Source organism: Novosphingobium sp. GW821-FHT09E05 (assembly GCF_059416165.1).
In genome coordinates this window covers 1-21,642 of the sequence record NZ_JBWKOQ010000010.1, presented here as the reverse complement: position 1 = coordinate 21,642, position 21,642 = coordinate 1, and the positions used below count along the sequence as shown (strand labels likewise).

Annotated in this window: 23 protein-coding genes and 4 pseudogenes; 13 read left to right on the top strand and 14 right to left on the bottom strand. The window is 64.4% G+C overall.

The annotated features are described in order from the left end of the window. The 3 genes from AC07M9_RS20060 to AC07M9_RS20050 all read right to left on the bottom strand — a co-directional run. Positions 1 to 296 (bottom strand): amidohydrolase family protein (locus AC07M9_RS20060; RefSeq protein ID WP_494886263.1); only part of this gene is annotated, 296 nt, incomplete at its 3' end. 92 nt (positions 297 to 388) lie between these two features. Further along, positions 389 to 646: a DUF1427 family protein gene (locus tag AC07M9_RS20055; RefSeq protein ID WP_494886261.1), complete on the bottom strand. Its 258-nt coding sequence runs from the start codon at positions 644 to 646 to the stop codon at positions 389 to 391. Between the two features lie 113 nt (positions 647 to 759). After that, positions 760 to 1,419: a hydrolase gene (locus AC07M9_RS20050; RefSeq protein ID WP_494886259.1), complete on the bottom strand. Its 660-nt coding sequence runs from the start codon at positions 1,417 to 1,419 to the stop codon at positions 760 to 762. A gap of 492 nt (positions 1,420 to 1,911) precedes the next feature. Between AC07M9_RS20050 and AC07M9_RS20045 the strand changes: the two genes are divergently transcribed. Further along, the gene (locus AC07M9_RS20045) at positions 1,912 to 2,058 is read left to right on the top strand and encodes a hypothetical protein (RefSeq protein ID WP_494886257.1); all 147 of its coding nucleotides are present in this window, start codon (positions 1,912 to 1,914) and stop codon (positions 2,056 to 2,058) included. Positions 2,059 to 2,434: 376 nt separating this feature from the next. Here AC07M9_RS20045 and AC07M9_RS20040 read toward each other — a convergent pair whose 3' ends face one another. Further along, a complete protein-coding gene (locus AC07M9_RS20040) occupies positions 2,435 to 3,874 on the bottom strand; it encodes a carbohydrate porin (RefSeq protein ID WP_494886256.1) in 1,440 nt (479 codons plus the stop codon). 363 nt (positions 3,875 to 4,237) lie between these two features. On the opposite strand from AC07M9_RS20040, the gene AC07M9_RS20035 reads away from it, so the two are divergent. Further along, the gene (locus AC07M9_RS20035; RefSeq protein ID WP_494886254.1) at positions 4,238 to 4,447 is read left to right on the top strand and encodes a hypothetical protein; all 210 of its coding nucleotides are present in this window, start codon (positions 4,238 to 4,240) and stop codon (positions 4,445 to 4,447) included. Positions 4,448 to 4,893: 446 nt separating this feature from the next. Here AC07M9_RS20035 and AC07M9_RS20030 read toward each other — a convergent pair whose 3' ends face one another. Beyond that, a complete protein-coding gene (locus tag AC07M9_RS20030; protein ID WP_494886252.1) occupies positions 4,894 to 5,265 on the bottom strand; it encodes a response regulator in 372 nt (123 codons plus the stop codon). Between the two features lie 275 nt (positions 5,266 to 5,540). Here AC07M9_RS20030 and AC07M9_RS20025 point away from each other — a divergent pair, with 275 nt between their 5' ends. Genes AC07M9_RS20025 through AC07M9_RS20015 form a run of 3 tightly spaced genes read left to right on the top strand, consistent with a single transcriptional unit; the run spans position 5,541 to position 8,663 of the window. Continuing rightward, complete coding sequence (locus AC07M9_RS20025; protein WP_494886250.1) at positions 5,541 to 6,428, top strand: hypothetical protein; 888 nt, start codon at positions 5,541 to 5,543, stop codon at positions 6,426 to 6,428. Continuing rightward, the gene (locus tag AC07M9_RS20020; protein WP_494886249.1) at positions 6,425 to 7,417 is read left to right on the top strand and encodes a tetratricopeptide repeat protein; all 993 of its coding nucleotides are present in this window, start codon (positions 6,425 to 6,427) and stop codon (positions 7,415 to 7,417) included. The genes AC07M9_RS20025 and AC07M9_RS20020 overlap by 4 nt, the downstream gene beginning before the upstream one ends. Before the next feature lie 4 nt (positions 7,418 to 7,421). Then, complete coding sequence (locus AC07M9_RS20015; protein ID WP_494886248.1) at positions 7,422 to 8,663, top strand: SEL1-like repeat protein; 1,242 nt, start codon at positions 7,422 to 7,424, stop codon at positions 8,661 to 8,663. 23 nt (positions 8,664 to 8,686) lie between these two features. Here the strand turns inward: AC07M9_RS20015 and AC07M9_RS20010 are convergent, their stop codons facing one another. From AC07M9_RS20010 to AC07M9_RS19995, 4 genes are all read right to left on the bottom strand, one after another. Continuing rightward, positions 8,687 to 9,211: a hypothetical protein gene (locus AC07M9_RS20010; protein WP_494886246.1), complete on the bottom strand. Its 525-nt coding sequence runs from the start codon at positions 9,209 to 9,211 to the stop codon at positions 8,687 to 8,689. Between the two features lie 33 nt (positions 9,212 to 9,244). Next, positions 9,245 to 9,664 carry a lysozyme inhibitor LprI family protein gene (locus AC07M9_RS20005; RefSeq protein ID WP_494886245.1) on the bottom strand — a complete coding sequence of 140 codons (420 nt, stop codon included), beginning with the start codon at positions 9,662 to 9,664 and terminating at the stop codon, positions 9,245 to 9,247. A gap of 48 nt (positions 9,665 to 9,712) precedes the next feature. Continuing rightward, on the bottom strand, positions 9,713 to 10,060 hold the full coding sequence (locus AC07M9_RS20000; RefSeq protein ID WP_494886243.1) for a hypothetical protein: 348 nt from the start codon (positions 10,058 to 10,060) through the stop codon (positions 9,713 to 9,715). A 110-nt stretch (positions 10,061 to 10,170) separates the two neighbouring features. Further along, a complete protein-coding gene (locus tag AC07M9_RS19995) occupies positions 10,171 to 13,101 on the bottom strand; it encodes a DUF2339 domain-containing protein (RefSeq protein WP_494886242.1) in 2,931 nt (976 codons plus the stop codon). Between the two features lie 124 nt (positions 13,102 to 13,225). Between AC07M9_RS19995 and AC07M9_RS19990 the strand changes: the two genes are divergently transcribed. The 3 genes from AC07M9_RS19990 (at position 13,226) to AC07M9_RS19980 (ending at position 15,806) form a co-directional block, all read left to right on the top strand. After that, the gene (locus AC07M9_RS19990; protein WP_494886240.1) at positions 13,226 to 14,365 is read left to right on the top strand and encodes a sterol desaturase family protein; all 1,140 of its coding nucleotides are present in this window, start codon (positions 13,226 to 13,228) and stop codon (positions 14,363 to 14,365) included. Between the two features lies 1 nt (position 14,366). Beyond that, positions 14,367 to 14,975 carry a TetR/AcrR family transcriptional regulator gene (locus tag AC07M9_RS19985; protein ID WP_494886238.1) on the top strand — a complete coding sequence of 203 codons (609 nt, stop codon included), beginning with the start codon at positions 14,367 to 14,369 and terminating at the stop codon, positions 14,973 to 14,975. 342 nt (positions 14,976 to 15,317) lie between these two features. Beyond that, positions 15,318 to 15,806, top strand: a complete 489-nt coding sequence (locus tag AC07M9_RS19980; protein ID WP_494886236.1) for a hypothetical protein — start codon at positions 15,318 to 15,320, stop codon at positions 15,804 to 15,806. Here AC07M9_RS19980 and AC07M9_RS19975 read toward each other — a convergent pair. From AC07M9_RS19975 to AC07M9_RS19965, 3 genes are read right to left on the bottom strand one after another with little or no spacing between them, the layout of a single operon-like run. After that, a complete protein-coding gene (locus AC07M9_RS19975; protein WP_494886234.1) occupies positions 15,778 to 16,065 on the bottom strand; it encodes a DUF4424 family protein in 288 nt (95 codons plus the stop codon). The two genes, AC07M9_RS19980 and AC07M9_RS19975, sit on opposite strands and share 29 nt — an antisense overlap. Then, the gene (locus AC07M9_RS19970; RefSeq protein ID WP_494886232.1) at positions 15,986 to 16,555 is read right to left on the bottom strand and encodes a hypothetical protein; all 570 of its coding nucleotides are present in this window, start codon (positions 16,553 to 16,555) and stop codon (positions 15,986 to 15,988) included. The genes AC07M9_RS19975 and AC07M9_RS19970 overlap by 80 nt, the downstream gene beginning before the upstream one ends. A 56-nt stretch (positions 16,556 to 16,611) precedes the next feature. Then, positions 16,612 to 18,270, bottom strand: coding sequence for a tetratricopeptide repeat protein (locus AC07M9_RS19965; RefSeq protein WP_494886230.1), 1,659 nt, complete (start codon positions 18,268 to 18,270; stop codon positions 16,612 to 16,614). Positions 18,271 to 18,477: 207 nt separating this feature from the next. Between AC07M9_RS19965 and AC07M9_RS19960 the strand changes: the two genes are divergently transcribed. Beyond that, complete coding sequence (locus tag AC07M9_RS19960; protein ID WP_494886229.1) at positions 18,478 to 19,350, top strand: DUF3829 domain-containing protein; 873 nt, start codon at positions 18,478 to 18,480, stop codon at positions 19,348 to 19,350. 160 nt (positions 19,351 to 19,510) lie between these two features. Here AC07M9_RS19960 and AC07M9_RS19955 read toward each other — a convergent pair. Then, positions 19,511 to 19,744: pseudogene (locus tag AC07M9_RS19955) on the bottom strand (integrase core domain-containing protein); the annotation flags it as partial. A gap of 45 nt (positions 19,745 to 19,789) precedes the next feature. On the opposite strand from AC07M9_RS19955, the gene AC07M9_RS19950 reads away from it, so the two are divergent. The 4 genes and pseudogenes from AC07M9_RS19950 to tnpC form a co-directional block, all read left to right on the top strand. Beyond that, positions 19,790 to 19,984 carry a hypothetical protein gene (locus tag AC07M9_RS19950; protein WP_494886228.1) on the top strand — a complete coding sequence of 65 codons (195 nt, stop codon included), beginning with the start codon at positions 19,790 to 19,792 and terminating at the stop codon, positions 19,982 to 19,984. Then, on the top strand, positions 19,981 to 20,274 hold the full coding sequence (tnpB, locus tag AC07M9_RS19945) for an IS66 family insertion sequence element accessory protein TnpB (RefSeq protein WP_494886226.1): 294 nt from the start codon (positions 19,981 to 19,983) through the stop codon (positions 20,272 to 20,274). The genes AC07M9_RS19950 and tnpB overlap by 4 nt, the downstream gene beginning before the upstream one ends. A gap of 123 nt (positions 20,275 to 20,397) precedes the next feature. After that, positions 20,398 to 20,616: pseudogene (locus AC07M9_RS19940) on the top strand (IS66 family transposase); the annotation flags it as partial. A gap of 26 nt (positions 20,617 to 20,642) precedes the next feature. After that, positions 20,643 to 21,374: pseudogene (tnpC, locus tag AC07M9_RS19935) on the top strand (IS66 family transposase); the annotation flags it as partial. A gap of 36 nt (positions 21,375 to 21,410) precedes the next feature. Here the strand turns inward: tnpC and AC07M9_RS19930 are convergent. Beyond that, positions 21,411 to 21,533: pseudogene (locus AC07M9_RS19930) on the bottom strand (IS3 family transposase); the annotation flags it as partial. Positions 21,534 to 21,642 lie beyond the last annotated feature (109 nt).

Here is a 21,642-nt window from a genome sequence, read left to right as displayed (position 1 = left end):
TCGACCTGGGCCTTCAGCATCGCCATCGCCTCGGACAGCGAGGTCACGCCGTCCCAGCGCAGCTCCATGTTGAAGTTCAGCCCGCCGCGGATGATGTGCATGTGGCTGTCGATGAGGCCGGGGATCAGGCGGTGGCCCCTGGCGTCGATCACCGTCGCCTCGGGAGCCGCCGCGCGCACTTCCTGCTCGCTGCCGACGGCGAGGAACTTGCCGTCCCGGATCGCCACGGCCTCAGCCACCGGATTGGCGCGGTCGAGGGTGGTGACCTTGGCGTTGATGATGATCGTGTCGGTCATGGGGGCGTCCTTCGGTCGGTTCGGCTGGGCGTGGAGCAAAGTGGGCAGGAGCGAGGACGCGGCGGCCCCGGCGATGGTCTGGCGGCGGGTGATCATGCGTCGGACCGGGCGGCGGGCTTGTCACCCGGCAGGCGGCCGAGCACATGGTCGCGGCAGTCGGTCTGGACGAAGTGGGCGACGTCCTCGGAGGCCCACGCCTTCTTCGCCAGCGGCACCAGCTGCTCGCCGAGCAGAATGCCCAGCAAGCCGACCAGCGCGATCATCGGCGGCGCCGGCGAACGGACCCCAAGGAAGCTGTAGACGACACCCACCAGCAGCCCGGCGGCAAGCGAGAGAAGATAGGGTTTCATGCGGGTCTCCTCGGCAGGTCCGATCGAGCACCTGATGGCAGGCGGATCGGGGAAGTATCGGGTGGGACCGGCGGCGGCGGGGGGGTAGGGAAGCCGCCGATCCCGAGCTGAACTCAGTGACCGCCTTCGGACGCGCCGAACATGGTCTTGGCATATTTGATGCCCAGACCGTAGGAACCACCCCAGACCTTGGCGATGCCGGTGGTGCTGTCGTAGGTTTCGGTGCGTGCCCAGTCGCGCTGCAGTTCGAGCAAGTACTGGAGCGAAGTCATCGGCACGGCGCCGAGCTGGATCATGCGCTCCACCGCGCGCTCGTGCGCCTCGGTCGAGATGTCGCCGCAGGCGTCGGAGATGAAGTAGGCTTCGAAGCCCTGGTCGATCGCGGAGGCGACCGGCCCGACGATGCAGACCGAGGTCCAGAGCCCTGCGAAGACGATGCGGGGCTTGCCGATGCGGTTGATCTCGCAGATCACTGCTTCATCCTCCCAGGTGTTCATCGACGTGCGGTCGAGCAGTTCCTGGCCCGGGAAGGCATCGGTGATCTCGTCGAACATCGGCCCTGAGAAGCTCTTTTCGGCGACGGTGGTGAGGATGGTGGGCACGTTGAACGACTTGGCCGCGCGCGAAATCAGTGCAGCATTGTTGCGCAGCAATTCGGCCGAGATCGACTTGGTCGCAAAGCTCATCTGCGACTGGAAGTCGATCAGGACGAGAGCGTGGTTGTCGGGCGAGATAAGCGACTGGCCAGGGGTTGCGGTGGCGGTCAGCGTCATCGGAAAAGTCCTCCTGTTGCAGGGCGTCGTGCCCGGTGCAGTTGTTTTTGCGCAAAGCCCGGCTTCCAGAAAGCCGGATAAAATTGCACTGATCATTCGATAAAGTTGAATAGTTCAGTGGCTGCGGAATGATCTCCGCGCTCCCGTCTGACCCGGTCGCGGCGGGTGCGAAACCAACCGATGGTATGGCCTAACCCTTGGTATAGGCTCCTAGGCCGCGCCTGCGATCAGCGGCGCGCCGGGCGAACGCTTTCATAAAGACACCAAGCGCGGGTTTCGGTTTCGTCGATCCACGCTTCGATGGGGCTCGCGAAGTTACCAAGGCAATACCGGATGTCTCAGAAGCACGATATTCCTGAACATCGCCAACAAACCGGACGTAGGCGGCTCAAATCAAGTCGATGAAAACTGCCTTACGTCGTCTAACAGCGTCGCAAGAGGTTTATGGGGCGTTGCCGGGAGCATGGTCGGCTCCAGGCTGCGGACCGGCACATGCGCGAGAAAGCGCTCGGCACGCTCAGTGCTGCCAGCGTGCAATACCGCGCGTTCTGCCGCCAAATGCCAGGATGGGTGAAGGTCCGTGAAGCCCGCCTCGGTAAGCACCTGATCGCCGCCCGGATGGCCAATACCGATCATTGACCGCCTTGAACCCGCCGAGATCACCATAATGCAACGCCAGTTGACTATGGAGCGGCGAGAAAAGCCGAGGAGCTCATTAACGGCCTCTCGTACCAAGGGGCTATATCTTGCTTGGTCGAGAGGTGCTCGACAGCTGACACATAAAGATGCGCTGCCGGCTGCAGGCTCATCAGCCCGACTACGAAGAGCACGAAGGCTTCAAGCGCGAAAAATTGGGAACGGAACCGCTCCGCCTGATCGCTGGCGCATAGCAGCGTAACGAGTACCGACAGGCGCTCGCAAGGATCGAACTAAGATCGGTTCGGGCTGCGGGAGCAAGCCCATTGGGGACTGGCGCCGAAGCCACGACGGCTGGCGGCGCACACCTGGCCCGTATTCAAAACAGGACGGTGCCCGAGACCCCAAGATTGATGGCCGGCTTAAATGCTCCAACGAAACTCGGATTGCGGATGTAGTTGACGGAGGGCGAGATGAACAGGCCATCGAGCGCGTGAAATGCATAGAGAGCGCCGAGCGAGAATTGGCTCTTGTGCGCCACTCCGCCCGCCTTTTCGACAGCCCGGGCGCCCGTGCGGCTGAAGCTGTTCAGTCCCACCGTTATGGTGACCTGGTCGGCGGGCCGTCCCGGGATCAGACCGAGGGCATAGACCCGCCCTTCGAGGCTACGCTTGTAGACGTTGACTGCGTCTTTCGCGAAAAGCGCCGACGCGCCGAGGTAGACGCCTTTGTACGCCGCACCCGAGTCCGGTTGATAAACCTGGTAGTCCGCCAGGGCATAGGCCGACCAGTTGCGCTCTCGCCCGGCGCCATCGAGACGGTCATACAGCGTGGTGTTGTAGCTTCCGCCTCCTCGTAGCCAGATCTGCCGGCTATCGGGCGAACTCGCACGGCGCAGGCCGATTTCCTGGATTAACAGCGCCTTGGCCCCGGGGCGGGTGAACTTGAGGCCGGCACCCGCGCTCGCCGCATCAGCGGACATGCCCTCGGGCAAGATGCTGCGCTGAATGGCCGACTTTGAATAGAAGCCGTTCCTGGTGTTGAACTGCACATTGAAGCTGGGCGCAAGGGCGGTGCCTCCGCTCATGCCGGTCGACAGCGGGATCGAGCCCGCCACGCCGCTCGCGAGGATGGGGTTTCCGCCAGCGAAGATCCCCACGAAATCGGAAAGGTTCTGGTTGTAGCCGGCTTTCACCTCGATCGTCCGATCGAGAAAACTGCTGAACACGGTCAGGTTGGAAAACCGCGCGCCGGAGGGCCCGAGTTGCCGCCAATTGGCGACGCTGAAGAGGCCGCCGACATTGATCTGGGTGATATCCTCTCCCGAGCCGCCGACTTTCCAGCTCAGGCGCAACTCGTTGCTTTGGGTGAATGTCAGCTTCTGACCGGTGTAGCTTTGCGCTCCGCCCTCAAGGCCATTTCCCGAGACATCCTTGGTCAAGGTGTTCGAACTGACACCGCGAAAATACAGATCGTGATCGTAGAGCCAGGAGCGCACTCCGCCGGCATCCTTCGTCAGAGTCTGGCCCACTCCGGGAAAATCGGTGGTCTGGCCCTGTGTCCTGAGCTTGTCGAATTCCATGAACCTGGCTGCCTTGCGGCGCGCCACCGTCTCCTGGGTGTCACCTTCTGTCGGTGTGGCTGCGAGCGTGTCCGCGGACGGCGTCTTCGCGGATGCCGGCGAAGCTTCGGGCGGATTCGCCTCGTTGCCAAGCGCACCGACCGCAGAACTCTGCTCCTGAGCTAGGCCCGGTGCCGGAACTACGAGGGCGAAAATCCAGGACAGCGAGCGCATATTGCGTGGCATCGAGACGATCATGAAGCGGAGGGTTTCCTAAAATGAAACCATTTCAATCATGTAGTCCCTCGCGTGTTCCTGCGCCCGTGCCAGGAGCCATCGTTGATCGCGCCGACGATCCGCCGGGCCGCATTTGCTGAAAAACTTGGGGATCGTCGACGCGATCATGAGCCTGCTTTGTCAGTTCCGCTCGCGTTGACTAGCCCGGCACGACTTCGCCGCGCGCAGGGGAGATCACTGGTATCGCACCGTTTCCGGCGGGCCGGTGGCATCCTTACCCGGGCACACCGCTGCTGAAACCAACCCAAGGGACCGCCAGCACGGCACGAGCGCGTTGGAACTTTGCAACACGGGCGGCGCTTGTGGAGGAAAGGATGCAGCGCGATGACAACGATCAGGATTGAAACACTGTCGGACACGGCAACCGGGCAGGTGTTCGCAGAAGTGTACAAAGGTGAAGCCACTGCCCCCGTCATGCGGTCTGCTCCAGCTTTCGCCTCGCATGAGGAGCTTGCCGACCAGGTGCTGGAACTGCTGCGCACCCACTTTCCCGACCACTTCCCCTTGGTTGAGGACCCGACGATCGGTGTCTAGCCTTGGTGAATATCCGGGATAGATGATTTTACGGGCGGCGGGTCGATGTCCCGTCCGCGGCCGGACAAGAGCATCTGAGCGCTGCTACGGCGAATAGGGTCGCCTTACCGCAGGCAGGGATTATCCGACCTGATCGTTGCTGGGTTGCAGCCTCTCGGGGTCAATTGCCAACATAGGTCCCACCACCCAATAGTACGTTTCCAGCAGCGCATCGCAAAGACGCGGCGTTTCCCAATGCAGGTCGCCCGCGATCAAGGTAAGCCAACGATGCAAGTTGGCGGTGCGGGTTAACGAGCGGCTCACTATCGCCATGTGGGATGGCGCTCCGTATCTTGCAACTTTGCCCAAGGATGTTCAGCAGACGCCTTGAGAAGCGCGACGTCGTGACCAGGCGATGTGGCCACGGGCTCATGACAAAAGTTCGTACCCGCCGGTTGTGCCCCGTTCTAGGATGCAACCGGAGCGCTATCGGATATCGCGCGGCGCAGTGTCTCTGAGAGCTCCGCCTGCGGGCAAGGCTTGAGGCAGAAATACGCGCCGGGATATCGCGTCCTTACGCCGGAGGTATCCGAAATGCCTGAGTGAAATATGATCGGGACACCCGCGTCGCGCAGGCGATCCGCGACGGGGAATACATCGCCGTCAGCCAGGCTTATGTCCAAAATTGCACAATCGGGCAATCGTCGATCCAGAAGGGCAAGCGCGCCGCTGACCGAGCCGCATGGACGCAGCGCCATAAATCCAGCTTCGAAAACCGTGTCCTCGAGGTCGAGGGCAACGAATGGGGCATCATCTACGATCAGGACTTCAATGGTCATCAAAAAACTCTGCTTGCAATCATGTGGCATGAAGGCCGCCACGGCTCTCCGGTTCCGCGCCATGGCAGGCCCCTCCTGAACGGCGGCTGCCTGAAAGGCACGAATTGACGCAGCCCGGCCCCGTCGATTTTTTCAATTTTGTGATCCCTACGGTGATCGCATCACCGCTCGGAAACAAACAGCTGCAGTTGTAAGCTGCGGCTTTTACCGTCTAAAGTCTTCGTAATGGCCGGGGAGTTTGGATGAAACTTGGAATTCTTGCCTGCGGGTTGGCCATGCTGTCGCCCTCGGCGGCGCAGGCGCGGGCCTCGCAGTGGTGGTATGTTACGCAGGGCGCTGACAAGGTGCTGTTCGTCGACGTCGAATCCATCGTGCGCGATGGCGACACGGTGCGGTATGAGGCGAGCCAGATCCTGCGCGAGCCAGACAACCCCGCTGCTTCGCTGCGCGCCTCGATGATCGGCGACTGCCACGACGACACCGAAACGTGGGACCTGGTCCTGCGCTACGGCGCCGATGACGAAAGGCTCGATAAGACGGCGTTGAGCTACGCCGGCCCCAACCCTGTGGAGGCCGGGTCGGTGGGGGCAGCCCAGTTGCAGTTCGTCTGCGCTGCCGATCGAACCCGGACCGGCGGCTTCCCTCTGGCGATCGACCAGGTCGCTTTCGCCGAAGCGCTGATCGCCGACACCGAGGCTTCGGTCAGTCCGGAAGACCTGCACGAACGGATGCGCGAGGATCCCACGGTCCCCGTCATCCGCTCGACGGCGCCCGCGCCTGATACCTTCGGAACGGCGCAGGCGACCACTGCGGGTCACGCCGTCGTCCCGCCGCGCGACTATGCCAAAGGCGTGCAGATCCCCGACGCCAGGAATTACGATACGATCGAAAGCGGCACGATCTACGACATCGCCTATCGCGGGATCGAGAGCGGAGAGCTGGCCTTCGACTTGCGCGGCTACAGCATCGATGATCTCGCGCATCCGAGCAGCGCCCAGACGATGCGCTTTCCGGCTTCCCAAAAGACAATCCGTGTCCGCGACATCGAGATCGAGGTTCTCGCTGCCACGCTGCAGGAGCTGCGCTTCCGCGCAAGCCTTGCTCCCATGGAAGGTGACGATGCGCCCTTCGTATGCGCCGATCCGGCGTGTACGACGCAATGATCCGCGCCATCGCATTGTTGGTTGCCTTGCTCACCGGGCCGGCGCAAGCTCAGGACGTCGCCAGGATCGACCCTGTCATCGAACTGCAAACGCTGTGCGAGGACAAGGATGGCAGCGCCTGTACCCGCTTTGGCGACCGGCTTCTCGAAGGAAACGGGATTGCGCGCGACGATGCACGAGGCGTTGCGATCTTGGGAAAAGCCTGTCAACTCGGCGACATGCCGGGCTGCACGATGACCGGCTTCGCCTACGGCAAGGGGCAAGGCGTCGCACAATCAGCCGATATCGCGCGCGCCTATTACGCTTACGCCTGCCATGGCGGCGAGGCGACCGGATGCTCCAACCTCGGGCTTGCCTATATCAACGGAGACGGCGTCCCCAAGGATGATGCCCGCGCCGCCGCGCTTTTCCAGCAGGCCTGCACGAACAGCTCGACGGCAGGCTGTGCGAACCTGGGGGCGTCGTACTCGCTGGGAAGAGGCGTGCGGCGCGATCATCGCAGAGCTGCGCGGTTGTTCAGGCAAGCCTGCGACGCCGACGATCAGCACGCCTGCTACAACCTGGGCGTGCTCTACCGCGATGGCCTGGGCATGAGACGTAATTACGAGCGCGCCCTCGCGCTGTTCGAACCCTCGTGCGAGGCGAAGGATCCCAGCGCCTGCGGCAATCTCGCCAATATGGTCGACGATGGCCGGGGCGCGCCCAAAGACCGTCAACGCGCCCTCGCTCTGCATGACGCGGCATGCACGCTGGGCGAAGCGGAAAGCTGCTTTACTTTAGGTCGAGCATACCAAACCGGGAACGGCCGCGAGCGTGACGACGTCAGGGCCCTTGCCTTGCTGGAGCGTAGCCTGGCGCTGGACCCGAAGACCCCATCCGCCGGCCATGCCGCGAAAGCCATCGCTATCGCAAAGGCAGCAATTGCCGGCAGGCCGGGCAACACTGAGAAGGAAGACGGGCCGTCAAATCGTGAAGCCCATGAGGAATAGATCGATGCGATATATTGCCCATGCCCTCATCTCGATCCTGGCCGTTTTGTGGACGGCTGCGGCGGCCGCGTCCGATCCCCGCCCGGAGGAGGCCGTGCTGACCTGCCGGATCGAGGGGCAGGATCGCGAGATTTCGATCTCGATCACGGGCACGCTCGCCACCTATCGTTACGGCTCGGCCCTGCAAAAGCCCGAACTGACGCTGAGCAGCCCCTTGGCGGACCTCGACTATCGCCGTAAGAACGGCCCGGGCGACACGATCGACGAGATCGTGACCTTCACCAACGGCGACACCGCTTATCGCATGGCGGCAGGTTTCAGGAACGGAGCCGCGCCAGACCCGACCGCTCTCCAGCCCTTCGGAACGCTGACGGTCACCCGTGCCGGTAAAACCCTGACCGCGCTGAACTGCCGGCCGGACAGCATCAGGCGGGTCCACGACCGCTTCCTGGCGCGCATGCGCGACATCGGCCGGGAACGGTCTTCCGATGGCGAATCGTTTCCGAACTACGAGATCCAGTATCCGGCGCCCGCCAACCGGTCCCCGCCCTGCAAGGAAGACTTCAACGTCGATACCTGCTGGAGCCGGGGCGTCGGGGCCGCGCGCGGCGGCGATCTGCGCGGTGCGCTCGGTCACTACGACATGTCTTGCGAGGCGGGGTTCAACGACTTTGGCTGCTACGAGGCGGGAAAACTCTATCTGCAGAACCGCCAGCTGCGCGATTATGCCAAGGCCCAGGAGCGGTTCACGCGCGTGTGCGACGGCAACGACCCGGGGCGTGGGCCCTACGCCTGCAAGTATCTGGGCTGGATGCACCTGACCGCGACCGGGGTCAGATGCGATCTCGACAAGGCATGGTCCAGGCTGGCGCTCGCCTGCTTCCTGTACAACGACGCCGAGATGATCGATCCCGAAGGGTGTCACTTCTTCGCCAAGACGGTCGCCGCCGTGCGCGCAGCTGCGCCGAGCCGCTACGCTAGGGCGGACTTCCTGGCCTATGTGGCGCTTTCGCAGGCCTGTACCGACGACGCCAGGACGGTCTGCGACGAAGCGCGGGCGCTGTACCGGGCCGGCGCTGGACAGCACGCGCCCTGGATAAAGTCCTGTGATGCGGCGGTCCGGGCCAACCGGACATTCTCTTCGTGCGAGGAGATGGCGCGCTTCCGGGCAGACTACGAAACCGCCATGGCCACACGCCGAAATCTCAAGGCCATGTTCCTGGCTGCGCTCAACAATTTAAGCTGAGCGAATGCGTCCGGGTCACGGCGTCAGGTAACGCTGCGATCGGGATTCTCGGCGTTGGAGCCGGACAGGATGGCCTTAGCGCGCTCGGACATGTCGACCGCCGGTGGGAACAGGGCCAGGCCCGCTCCCGCTGCCGCCGTTGTGCCGACGTTGACGGCGAATGTCAGCATTTCGCCGTGAAACTGCATCTCGATGTTCACCGTTTTCCAGGCGGTCCTGACCTCGATCCGCGCGATGTCATCGAAACGGCGCTCGTGTCGTCGGATCATCCGATACCTGATGCCCGACGCGAAAATGACCAGCGATGGATTGGCATTGTTGGACGCGAGCGCGAACCACCAAGGCAGCCCCCTGACGCCCGCGAACGCGGCGAGAACCGGGATCACCTTGCCGCCTTCCGCGTCAGTGCGGATCGGCTCCTGCGTACCGCCCGCCGAACGCCGTTTGAGCAAGCGGCAGATGAGGTAGATCGATCCGCCGACGACGATCGCCTGAAGCAGCAGAATGGCCGCGGTGCCAAGCACGGTTGCCAGGGTGCTTGGCATCATCGGCCAGCGCCAGGCCCGGCGTCGCCGGGTGCTTCACTCATCGATCATCATGACACGAAGAGATGTCTCGAGCTGGAGCGCCCGATCCCGGATGACCGCAGCGGAAGCCGCCGCTTGCATCGGTACGTACATCGTCCCTTGCCGCGTCTCATACAAAGCCGTTCGCGCCGCCTCGTCGGCGCTACGAAAGGCAAGCCATGCCCGTTGCGCCGATCGCAGCCGGGCGGCTTCAGGCGGAGCCAGTCTCTGCAGCAGCTGGCCGTAAGCGGTGTTCATTCTCCGGTCGTAGTCACGGGCCGCCGCCACCTCGCACTCGGTCTGCCCGGCGGTGCTTGCGGCTGCGGGAGCATCGAGACAGCGCTGCGACGCCGCTTCGGTGCGATCTTCGCTGGCGGGCGAAGCCGTGGCCGCCGTCGAGATCCCCAGCGAGAGGATGAAGAAAGACCGTATCACCGCAAAAGTCGCTTCGAGCGACAGCAGCCGGTGGCGCCGCGCAGCAAGTCAGACGCCATGCAGGACCTGTTTGCGCCAGCCCAGAACGCCGCCCAGGGTCACCACGAGGCCAATACCGAGGAGGAACATAGCCAGGGCATTTCCGCCGATCTCCTCGTTGTTGCTGGCGCTGATGGACGCTGCAGCCTGGTTGGCGTCGGTCGCCGTCATCGCTGCCGCAAAGGCAGCTTCATCGCAGCGACCCAGCATCTCGTTGCCCTGCCCCTTCATCCGTTCCTGGCACAGTATGGTCTGGCCGGGATCCGCTTTGGGCGGCCCGCCAGCAAGGCTCATGAACGCTCCCAGGCCGAGCAGAACGATGCCGATAAGCAGGAGGAGGCGCGGGTTCTGTTTCATCGGCGGTACTCTCCAGGTTCATGCTGCCGCAACGTGCGGCTCGACCGGGGTGTTCCATGAGGCTGGTGCTGACATCGCCTCGACGCGGTGCCCCGCGCCGAGGCACGCCATTACCCCTTCAGATTGCGGCTGTAGAGCCAGCCGATCCCGATCAGGCTGAAGCCCAGGGCGAGGAAGGAGCCGATGCGCAGCAGGCCCTCCAGGCCGGACGCATCGAACAGGAACACCTTCACCACTGCTAGGAGGATCAGCACCAGCGAGGCTATGCGCCAATCGCGCAGGCCGCTGCGGATGCCCCACAGCAGGAACCCGAGCGCGAGCGCAATGCCCAGCACCGACCGGCAGATATTCTCGACCTCGCCGATTTCGGTGACGGTCAGCACGTTACCACAGAACAGCTGCCGCAGCGTGGCGAAAGCGAACAGCAGGATCAGCCCCATCCGTAGCAGGTCTGTAGGGCGCTTCACCCGCGCGGCTGCCTCGGGCGCGATCCAGGCGAACAGCGACGGCGCCGCAAAAGCGATGCCGAAGGCGGGAAGCAACAGGTTCGCCAGTGGCCATGGCCCGACCGCCTGCGCGTCCCAGAGCGGATCGTGCAGCAGCACAGTGTAGAGCAGGTTGTGCGCCGCGCCCGCTCCGATGAGGGCCAAGGCGACGTCGCGGACGCGCAGGGCGCGCCAGACCGCGACACCCGCGCCGATGAGGGCGACTTCCCACAGCGTCCGCTCGGCAAGCCCGACCCGCACGAAGCTCGCGGGGTCGCCGATCAGCAACAGGTGCTTGTAGAAGATGTGGACGCCGACCAGCATCAGCGCACCGACCAAGGCCGTCGCACCCTTGCGGACAATGCCCGGCAAGTCCCCGCCCGTCCGCCACAACGCCAAGGCGCAGGCGAGCGCCGGCACCAGCAGCCGCTGCGCCGTCATCCCGGGTGCGGGGAGGTTCATGGCGAAGACCGGCTCGCCGGACAGCGACATCAGCCCGGAAACCATCCAGCGGCCCAGGGGCTCAAGCGCCCAAAGACCGATGAAGGCGGCAAGCGTCACCAGCGTCGGGGCCAGACGAAGTGCGGGCCTGCGCCGGGTCGCCTCGGCAAGAACCACGAACACGGCGGCGACGGCGATGGCTAGCCATGGCGCCGGCACGACCTGTGCCACCAGGCCATAACCCAGCACGGTCGCGACGGGCTGCAGCAGGAGCGCCATGCGCCTGTCCGCATGGTGCCAGGCGAACGCCACGCCGGTCAGCGCGACGGCGGCCCAGCGCAGCGCCGCCTGTCCGACGTGGGGCACGGCGGCCGTCTCGAAGAAGCGGCTCGCCTCGGTCGCGGCGACGTCCGTGATGGGAAGCGCAAGGATCGCACCGGTCTGGAAGACCAGCGCGCCCAGCGACAGTCGATCGTCCTTGGCTACGATCCCAAGCGCCAGAAGCGCGGCGGCGACGAGGGCGATCGCGATCGGTACCGCCCAAGCCGGCAGCCCGACCAGCGCGGCGAGGACGACGAGCAGCCCCGAACCCGCGGCCAACAGCGCGCACCGCGCGTCGTCGCGGCGTGTCGGCTGTCGCCAGCCCATAGCCGCGCCGATAGCCGGCAGGCCCGCGAAGAGAAGCGCCAGCAAGGCGAAGCGCAGGCTCTGTCCCGGCGCCGCGGTGTAGAATTGGCCGAACGACAGTGCATACCCCCCCAGCGAAACGGCGCCGAGCAACCCGACCTCCATCAGCCCGCCCCTGTCACGCCAGAGGTTGCGCAAGGCATAGCCGCCATAGATCAGGACGATGCCAGCGATCACGGCCGCGAAGAGCGTCATGTCCGGCGAGGGCCAGAGCGCCACCAGGCCGAGCGCCGTCACCACCGGCACCGCAACGACCTTGCGCAGCATCGGCGTGCGTCCCGCGAGCCAGACGAAGGCCAGCGACAGCAATCCGTAAAGTCCCCAGGTCAGCGGCGCAAACGCGCCTGTCGCCACCAGCAGCGCAAGCTGCAAGGCGGCAACGACTGCCGCGCCAACGTGCAGGACGGGCACGGCGTGCCGGTCGAAACTCAGCGCCGGCAGGCCGAGGCCCAGCAGCAGCATGAGCAGTCCCAGCGACAGCGTGGCGGCACTGTCCAGCCCGCCCAGCACGATCAGGGCCAGGCTCCAGCCCGCCCCGCCTGCCAATGCACCGATGCCCAGCCAGACCCACCGCTGGCGGCGCGAGAGCAGCGTCAGGCTGCCGATCACGATCGCGAGGTAACCGGCGAGCAGCGGAACGCTCGGCGCGCTCGACTGCACCACCGCCGGCGTCGCCAGGCCGCCGACCAGTCCCAGCACCGCGCAAGGCACGCCGAAGCGCATCGCCAGAACCATCGCAAAGCCGGTGATGGCGGCGAGTCCAGCGAACGCCGCGCCGGGCCCGACGAGACCGTAGAGATTGGCGGCGGCAAGCACGGCTGCGTAGAGCCCGCCGATACCGGCACCGGCCAGCGACTGGGCCACGCGCGGATCGCGCACCTTGTCCTCGCTTCGACGCGCCAGTTCGGCGCCTGCGATCAGTCCCGTGCCGAACACCAGCCCCAGCATCACCCGAACGATGGGGGAGAGAAGCCCCGAATCGATCGAATATTTGACCATCAGCACGGCGGCGACGATCAGCGTGATCCCGCCCGCCCAGATCGGCAGCCTGCGTCCGAACAGGTCCTCGAAGCCGGAGCCCGAGGCTCCCGGCTGGCCGACCGGATGAGCCGCTTTTTCGGTCGAGGGCGCATCCTCGTGGATCACGACGTCCGGAACATCCCGGCCCGCTTCGAATACCGCGGCGACCGCTTCGGCGGTGGGCTCAGGCGGCAACGGTTCCGGTTCCAGAGGCGCGATGACCGGCGCCCGGGCCAAGGTCCGTGGGTCCGCAAACTCGTGAACGGACACCGCCGATTCGGGCTGAGCCGCAGGCCCGAGCACACAAGCGCCCTCGCCCACCGCCCGCTCCAGTCCGGCAAGCCGGCGGCGGGTATCGTGCAGCAGAGCACCTAGAATGATCGTCGCTAAAAGCAGGATTTCGGTCACGCCCCGTCCTTCGGTTGTGGCTGCGAGGGCTCATGCCTATCGAACAATCGAACACCGTGCAATTTAAATTCGACAGTGTTCGATTTTACGTCTATAGGGTCCGTCACGACAGGAGAGCAGGACCATGACACCCATTCTCAAGCGGCTGGTGCGCGATCTCGAAGCGCCGATCGAAGCGCGCGGCTTCGGCACCGGCTGGTTTTCCGGCTTCTTCGCCTTGCTGCTGGCTTTCGCGGGGCTGAGTTTCGTCGCGGCGCTGCGTTGGCCCGGATGGCTGGCCACTCCCGAACTGGCGCCGGTCCTGGCATCGCCCGTATTCCGCATCGTCGTCCACGCCACGCTGCTCGGCGCTTATGCGCTTGCGCTGCTCAGCCTGCTGCTGCGCCCGCGCAAGGCGCTGGGCATGACCGCATTGCTGGTGGCGCTGGCCGGCACTGTGCTGGGCGGCGCGTCGGTCCAACCGCGCGAGATGCACGACTGGGGCATCTTCTTCGGCGCCGACTTCTTCGCGGTGAACCTGATCGCCACGGGCCTGATGTTCGCGCCGCTGGAGCGCATCGTCCCCCATCGCGGCAAGCAGCGGCTGTTCCGGCCCGAATGGAACGAGGACCTGTTCTACTTCCTCGTCAGCTCGATGCTGGTGCAGATCGTCACCTTTCTTGCCCTGGCGCCATCGAGCTATCTCAATGCCCACGGCGAGACGCTGTCGGGTGTGCGCGCCGCCGTGAGCGGCCTGCCCTGGATCGTCCAGTTCATCGCGGCGATGTTCCTCACCGACCTCACGCAATACTGGTTCCACCGGCTGTTCCACCGGATCCCGTTCCTCTGGGGCTTCCATGCGGTGCATCATTCGGCCCGCTCGATGGACTGGCTCGCCGGGGGGCGGATGCACTTCGTCGAAATCGTGCTGCTGCGCGGGGTAACTTCGCTGCCCCTGCTCACGCTCGGCTTCCTGCCCTCGGTGATGCAGGCCTACATCGGCCTCGTCTACGTCTACTCGTCGCTGATCCATGCCAACGTGCGGGGTAATTTCGACCGCCTCGGCCAGTTCCTCGTGGTGCCGCGTTTCCACCACTGGCACCACGCGCTGGAGGACGAGGGGATCGACAAGAACTTCGCGATCCATTTCCCCTGGCTCGATCGTCTGTTCGGCACGCACTACTTCCCGCAAGGCAAGTGGCCGCAGGGCTATGGCGTGCCCGAGGCGGTCCCCAGGGGCTACCTCGCGCAGCTGCGCTATCCCTTCGTTCGCAAGGTGCAGTGACGTGGGGCGGCGATCCGACCATGGCCGCGACGAACTGCGCGAACTGATCCTCTCGACCGGGCAGCAGGTGATGGCGGAAGGCGGCTATGCCCGCTTTTCCGCACGCGAAGTGGCCAAACGCGTGGGCTATTCGGTCGGCACGATCATGCACATCTACGGCAATGTCGATCTGCTGGTCATGGCGATCAACAGCCGTACATTCGCACTGTGGGCCGAGTGGATCGAAGCGCGGCTGGAAGGGGTGAAGGGCCGCGAGCGGATCGCGGTGCTGGTCAGGGGCTATTTCGATTTCGCCGCCTGCCATGCCAATCTGTGGGCCGCGATCTACGAACACCGCGTTCCCGAGGGACTGGACATGGCCGAAAGCCTGGTCGCCGAACGCGTGCGCCTGACCGACATCATCCGGCGCGAGGTCGGCTCACTCCTGCCCGACGGCGGCTCCGACCGGGTCGCCCGGCTCACCAGTTCGCTGATCGCCACGGTCCACGGCCACTGCGCCTTCGCGCTGGGCGGCAGCTTCGCACTGATGGGCGAAGTCGCGCCGCTCGAACTGGCGGTCGCGCGGGTGATGGAAGTGCTGCAGGCCAACTGCGCGGCACTCGACGTGTGAGCGGGCGGCGTGCCGGCGGGTTCCCACGTTCCATTTTCCTACAGGGGTTGGGTCGGGGTACGTTCTGGCCATGCTCCTTTTGAGATCCCACCGTGCCCCGGCCGCGTGCCAATCGCAAGGCGACACCCGATCGGTACAAGGCGACAGGTGCGTACGCACAAGGCGACACTTCGAGAGCGCAAGTTGACACCCAAGGCGACACTTTCACGGCGCAAGGCGACAGTTTTGGCGCGCAAGGCGACACTGGCAAAGTGACATGCAACGCGACACCTTTTCCCTCTGGACCGTGTAAACCGTGTAAACCTGTGTCGCCTTGCCACGAACCCATGAGGTATTGAGGACATGACCAGCAAATCGACCCTGGCCGCCCTGCTCGCCATCACCGCGGGAGTGCTGGCACCGATCGCGCCCGCGGCGAGGGCGGACGAAAGGCCGGCGGTCCAGTCTCCCGCCCCCACCCGCATCCTCGATCGCAAGGCCGCGCAGCGCCTGCGCGCGAACAAGGGCCTGACGTTGCAGTGGATCGACTGGGGCAAGGCACGCGGCAGCGCCTACGTGCGGACCGACGGCAGGGTGTGGAAACTGCGCGGTGCGCAGGCCGAGGCGGGCGGCCCCGGCCGCCTGCTGCTCGACGGCACGATCACCGAGATCGGCGCCGACTACTTCACCTTCGTCGGCCGCATCCGGATCAGCGACACCCCCGACGTCGGCCGCGTGTGCGACAAGGACAAGACCTGGCACTTCGCGATCACGCAGAAGCGCTCCTACTACCGCCTGCGCGAGTTCGAATGGTGTGACGGCCTCACCGACTACATCGACGTCCACTTCTGAGCCCGGACCATCGGCATGCGGCATATCCGTGATCGTCATTCGGCCCCGAACGGATGGAGAAAGAGATCGAGAGATCCTTTTGCGGACGCCAGTGCCGCTTGCGCATTTCGAAAGTGGTCGGGCCGATTGTCCTGACGCCTTCGCCGCAAAAGCTGACCAGCGTCTGCGGCGTGCCTTTGTCACAGCGGCCCCGCCACGTCGATGGCTGGCATGCCGTTGAGCCGGCAATAGTCGTTGACCACCTGTTCGGTCGGACCATCTTCGTCCGTGCTTATGGCCTCATCGGCCACGGCTGGCGCGATCGCCGACCTGTAGACGATGCTGAGGTCTGACACGCTTTTGATCGAAAGAACGATGTGCCGAAGCTGGATCGACGTGGCGGTGACGGGATACGAGAATATGCGCGTTGCGACCGGCTCCCGCGCGTCCGGGCCGGAATAGCCACGCAGTTCCAGAATCATGCCTTCGCCGTCGATGCCCAGGAATGCGATGTCGTAGATGCCCGCGTCATCCAGGCCCGGTGCCTGGGGTGAATGCAGGCCGCTCGCATAACGACGCGGTGGCACGACCAGATCCCCGCGCCGAGCAGTGTGAATTCCATCGAAAGCACCGAATCCGGGGGAGATATTGCGTGCCGCGCAGAACACGGGAGAGTAGGGAATTTCAGGTGCCGGGGGCGGCAAGGCGCGGCGAACCGGCGCCGCCATCCCTGGGGAAGCGACGCAGCCCGTCAGGACGACGGCGAACAACGCAGCTCGCCTCATATTCGATCCTCTCACCAGTTCCCTCCCCAGATTACGCGCATTCAGTCCGGCATCAGGTCGTTGAGCGCCCGACGGGCGTCCGCCTTGTCCGGCTCGATTTCCAGCGCCCGGCGATAAGCGGTCGCCGCCTGCTCCCGGTCGCGTTCAACGCCCGCTCCGGCGTTGTAGGCGCGGCCGAGATTGAGGCAGCCATCGGCATCGTCCAACTCGCAGGACTTGCGGAACAGCTCCGCGGCCCGGACCGCATCCTTGACTACGCCTCTGCCATTCTGGACCAGCGTGCCCAGGTTGCCGCATGCCGAGCCATCGTCTTGCTCGCACGCTCCGGTGTAGAGCGCGGCGGCCCGCTTGGGGTCTTTGCGGACGCCAAGGCCCTGGTCGTAGACCACGCCGAGGTTGTAGCAACCGCCCGCATCCTCGCCGGAGCATGCCTTCTCGAACAGCCGCCTGGCGCGCTGCTTGTTCGGGGGGACGCCGGCGCCCAGCGAGTAGGCGGCGCCGAGGCTGGAGCAGCTCGCGAAGTTGCCCGCATCGCAGGCCGCATCGAAATAGCGGAAGGCCCGCAGGGCGTCCTTGGGGATGCCCTCGCCTTTCACCAGTGCCAGGCCGAAGTTGGCGCAATCGGATGGCCCGCCCAGCTCACAGGCCCTGCCGAACAAGGCGGTCGCCCGCTCCGCGTTCGAGGGCACGCCTTCGCCGGCATGGTAGGCGATGCCAAGGTAGGTACAGCTATCGCCGTCCCCTCCAGCGCAAGCCTTGTCGTAGAACGCGGCGGCACGCACCGGATCCTGGTCCACACCATTACCCCCGGCGTAGCGGGTGCCGAGCTCGGCGCAGGAACCGACGGCTTCGCCGCGGCAGGCGTCCTCGAGCTGTTTGATTTCGGCGGCATCGTCATCCGGGCCTTGAGGCGGTGAGGTAACGACACCCTCCGACGACGCAACGTCGGGCATCACGGTCTGCTCTGCAGATGCGGCTTGTTCCTCCGACCGGGCGGGCGATACGATCTGCACCTCCCGAACGGACATCACCTCGTGCAGATCGTGGGCGTCGTCCGGCTTGTTGCCCTGCGCGATGAGCGCCTCGGCGAAGGATACTTCGTTGATCGCCAGCGCAAAGAGGTCGTTGGCGACCCGGTGGCCTTCATCGCCGCATGCAAAGCGCAGTTCCGCATCACCCAGGGAATCGGGCGGAACCACCTGCATGGGCATGGACCGCGCAGTGCCATCGCCGATTTCCCGGCCCTGCTCGTCGAACCGCAGGACTTCCAGGGTTTCGACGCTGCGCTTGTCGCATCGGGCCCGGCGGTGCGACTTGGTCATGACTTCCGGTTCGCCGGGACGGATGACGTACATCGCCCAATAGCTGGCGACGTCCTTGTGCCGTTCGATCGACTGCGCATCGATGAATACGACGCGGCCGGGCCCGCTGTTGACGTACCACCACTCCGATGCGCCCGCCGGGACGGACGCCAACGTGACGGCTGCCGCTGCCGCCGTGCTGAACCAGATAGAGTGCCGCATCCGTTTCATATCACCGATAAGATCGCCGTCGCGGGCGTGTCGAGGATCATGGGAGTGTCCATGATCACCTAACGCGTATGGACCCAACCGATTGCGTGCCACGAAGAAAATCGTGAAAATACCAATGATCGAGGCAGTCCGCTTGCCTGTGCCGGTTCGATACGAAGAACGAGTCATTTAGCGCGCTCTCGCGGTGAACCCTTGTCCTCTTGGGGCATATCAACATGACGAAATATTGTCGGGGTTGCCTGTCGCGCACTGAAATGCCCCAGCGATATCAACCACAACCTGATGTTGCGCTCGGCTTGGTCCGCTGTACTGATGGTTGCCGGGGGGTGTCATCCGCGAGGTACACCAATGAAATCTGCCAAGGCGACAATACTCATGGCCGGCGTGATGATGCTGGGCCTGGCCGCCTGCGGAAAGGCCGACCAGCCTTCCAGCCAGACGGAGGCCGAGGGCCCCTCGGTCGGCGAGGCGACCGCAAAGAAGCTGGACAACTATGTCGAGGCGCACAACAAGTTCGTCGATACATTCGGTTTCGTCGAGAAGGCAGAAGCCTATCGCAAGTCCGACATCTCCCACGCATCGGTGGATGACACCTTCAACGTCTCGGTCGGATGGATCGGGCAGGGGATGGAAAGCCTCAAGGAAGCGCGCGCATCGACGGGCGGCGCGGCGGAACTGGACATGGCCGCCGATGCGCTGATCGCGTCGATGGGCAAGGTCCAGGCTCACCTCGCCAGCCTCGAAACCTACTACAGCAGCAAGAAGTACCTCGACGACAAGTTGGCACGGGGCAAGGCCGAAGATAAGCAGATGCTGGCCGAACTGGATGCCGCCGAGAAGGATTTCGACCGCTTTGGCGCTCAACTCGACGTATCGCTCGAAAAGCGGGACGAGGCCCTGCTGGAAACGTTGAAGGCCAAGGACCCGTTGAAATACAACGCCAAGCTTGCGCTGGTCCATGCCAAGAAGATGATGAACCTGTTCAACGGGCCGGATGATCTGACCCGACCGGAATTGTTCGCCAAGGGCGATGCAGAGGTCGCAATCATCGAAAAGGCGATTTCCGACGCGCATGACGAAGCGGTCAAAAAGGGGAAATCGGACCCGTCGGGCCTCAGTTCCCTGACATCAATGCTGGGTTCCTATCGCACTCTGAAACAGCGACATGAGGGCAGCGATGCGGAGTCCATGCTGAGGCAGTACAATCAGGCCGTCGATTCCTCGAATACCTGGTCGTCGGTGGAATGATTCACAGGTCCGGTGACTGGATCTCGCCGCTCCCAGCTGCCTGAACACAGGATGATCGGCGCAGGCTTCGACAGCTTGCGCCGGCTTCCTTCGCCTTTTCCTTCCGCTTCACGCGGTCTCTGAAGCGCGCCGGGATTGCCGGAGGCCCGTTTTTTTTAAATTAGGCAGGCAGTGGGATGTCGTACAGCGTGGCATAGTAGCGTTGCTCGGCTTCGACTGGTGGAATATTTCCGATCGGCTCCAGCAGGCGCCTATTGTTGAACCAATCGACCCATTCCAAGGTAGCGTATTCGACGGCTTCGAACGAGCGCCAAGGGCCTCGACGGTGGATCACCTCGGCTTTGTAAAGACCGTTGATCGTCTCGGCCAAAGCGTTGTCGTAGCTGTCGCCGAGATGTGTCGACCGCACTGGTCTACACGTGGCGGCGTAAGCTGCGCGATGCTGACGTCGAGCTCGAACCAAGCGATTTGGTCGCTCCCGGTTTCCAGCGGCCGTGATGATGGAGGATTTGGACGTCGCTTCTTCGAACTGCAGCCGGCGATCGTCATCGACCTGGCGCGGGGCAAGCGGATCAGCATTTTTGCCTCGGCATCGCCGGTGCTCGTGGCCGCTGCGTTGAAGGCGTTGCGATGATCCCTTCGGGCGCCCGCGTGTGGATCGCGATGGGGCACACGGATATGAGGAAGGGGATGCAAGGGCTGGCCTTGCTGGTCCAGCAGGGCCTCAAGCGTGATCTCCATGGCGGCGACCTGTTCGTATTCCGCGGGCGGGCGGGCTCTTTGGTGAAGCTCATCTGGCACGACGGTATCGGCATGTCTCTCTACGCCCAGCGGCACTGCCGCTCAAGAAGGGGCGGTTCGTCTGGCTGTCGGCCAAGGACGGATGGTGTCGCTGACAGCCTCGCAACTGGCCTGCCTGCTTGACGGAATCGACTGGCGTCCCGCAGTATTCCTGGCGTCCGCAGAGCGGATAGGGCGTTTGTTTTCTTCGTCCCTCTCGCATTTTCCGCTTTCATTCGGGCGGGTTTCTGTGATTCCATCGCGGTCATGGAAGCCGCCGTTTCGTCCTCTCCTGACGATATCGAAGCGCTCAAGGCGCTGCTGGCGAGCGCCACCCAGCGGGCCGATGAGGCCGAGGCCAAGCTCGCCAATGCCTATGCTCGGGAGAGCGCCACCGAGGCGGTGATCACGCACCTCAAGCTGCAGATCGCCAAGCTTAGGCGCGAGCAGTACGGCGCCAGCGCCGAGCGCACCCGCCGCCTGCTCGACCAGATGGAACTGCAGCTCGAAAATCTCGAGGCCGACGCGGCCGAGTATCCAAGGGTGCATCTCGCGTCTTGGTCAGGCATTCTGCAGGCCGACGCCTATTGCGGTTATGGCGAGCTCTATGCTCCCGGTCGCTTGCCTGCGCCCGTGATCGAGGCTGGCTGCTTTGCCCACGCGAGGCGCAAGTTCTTCGAGTTGGCCGACGTTGCCAGCGCGGCCCGCAGGAAGAGCCGTGGCGATCATGCCGACATGATCTATCCGATCGCGCTTGAGGCCGTGCAGCGGATTGATGCGCTGTTCGATGTTGAGCGCGGCATCAACGGCCAGGACGTCGACGAGCGCCTCGCCGTACGCCGCCAGTTGAGCGCGCCCCTGATGGCGCCTAGCTGACCAGCCAGCTCGCCAGGCTGTCGCGCAACCACGATCTCGCCAAAGCCATCAATCACATGCTGCGGCGTTGGGATGCCTTCGCCCACTTCCTCACCGACAGGAGGGTCTGTCTGACCAACAACGCAGCAGAACGTGCGCTGCGCTGCGTGCCACTAGGCCGCAAGGCCTGGCTGTTCTGCGGATCCGATCGCGGCGGCCAGCGCGCGGGCATCCTCTACACCCTGATCCAGACTGCTCGCCTCAACGACGTCGATCCGCAGGCTTGGCTCGCGGATGTGCTCGCTCGCATCGCCGAGCATCCGGCCCGCCAACTCGACGAGCTGCTGCCCTGGAAATGGCCGCCAGCACGGCGCGCGATCGCCACCTGATCAAAGCTACGTCGCGGCTTTCATCGGATGGTCACGGATCTTCTGAGCCACCGATGTGATCGCAGCCCAGCGAGAAGGATAATCGCCCTCGTGATCCAGAACCATGCGGATCGCCCGCTGCCGAACCTCGGGGTCAAATTTGTTCGTCGTCTTGCTCATCGTAGACCCTCACTCTCAGGAGTTAGAGCCTTCGGCCCGCCCGAACGCGGCGCGCCCCGCGGGCTTGCGCTGGCGGGGTTGTGTGTAAGTGCTGTGTTGTTTTGTTTGG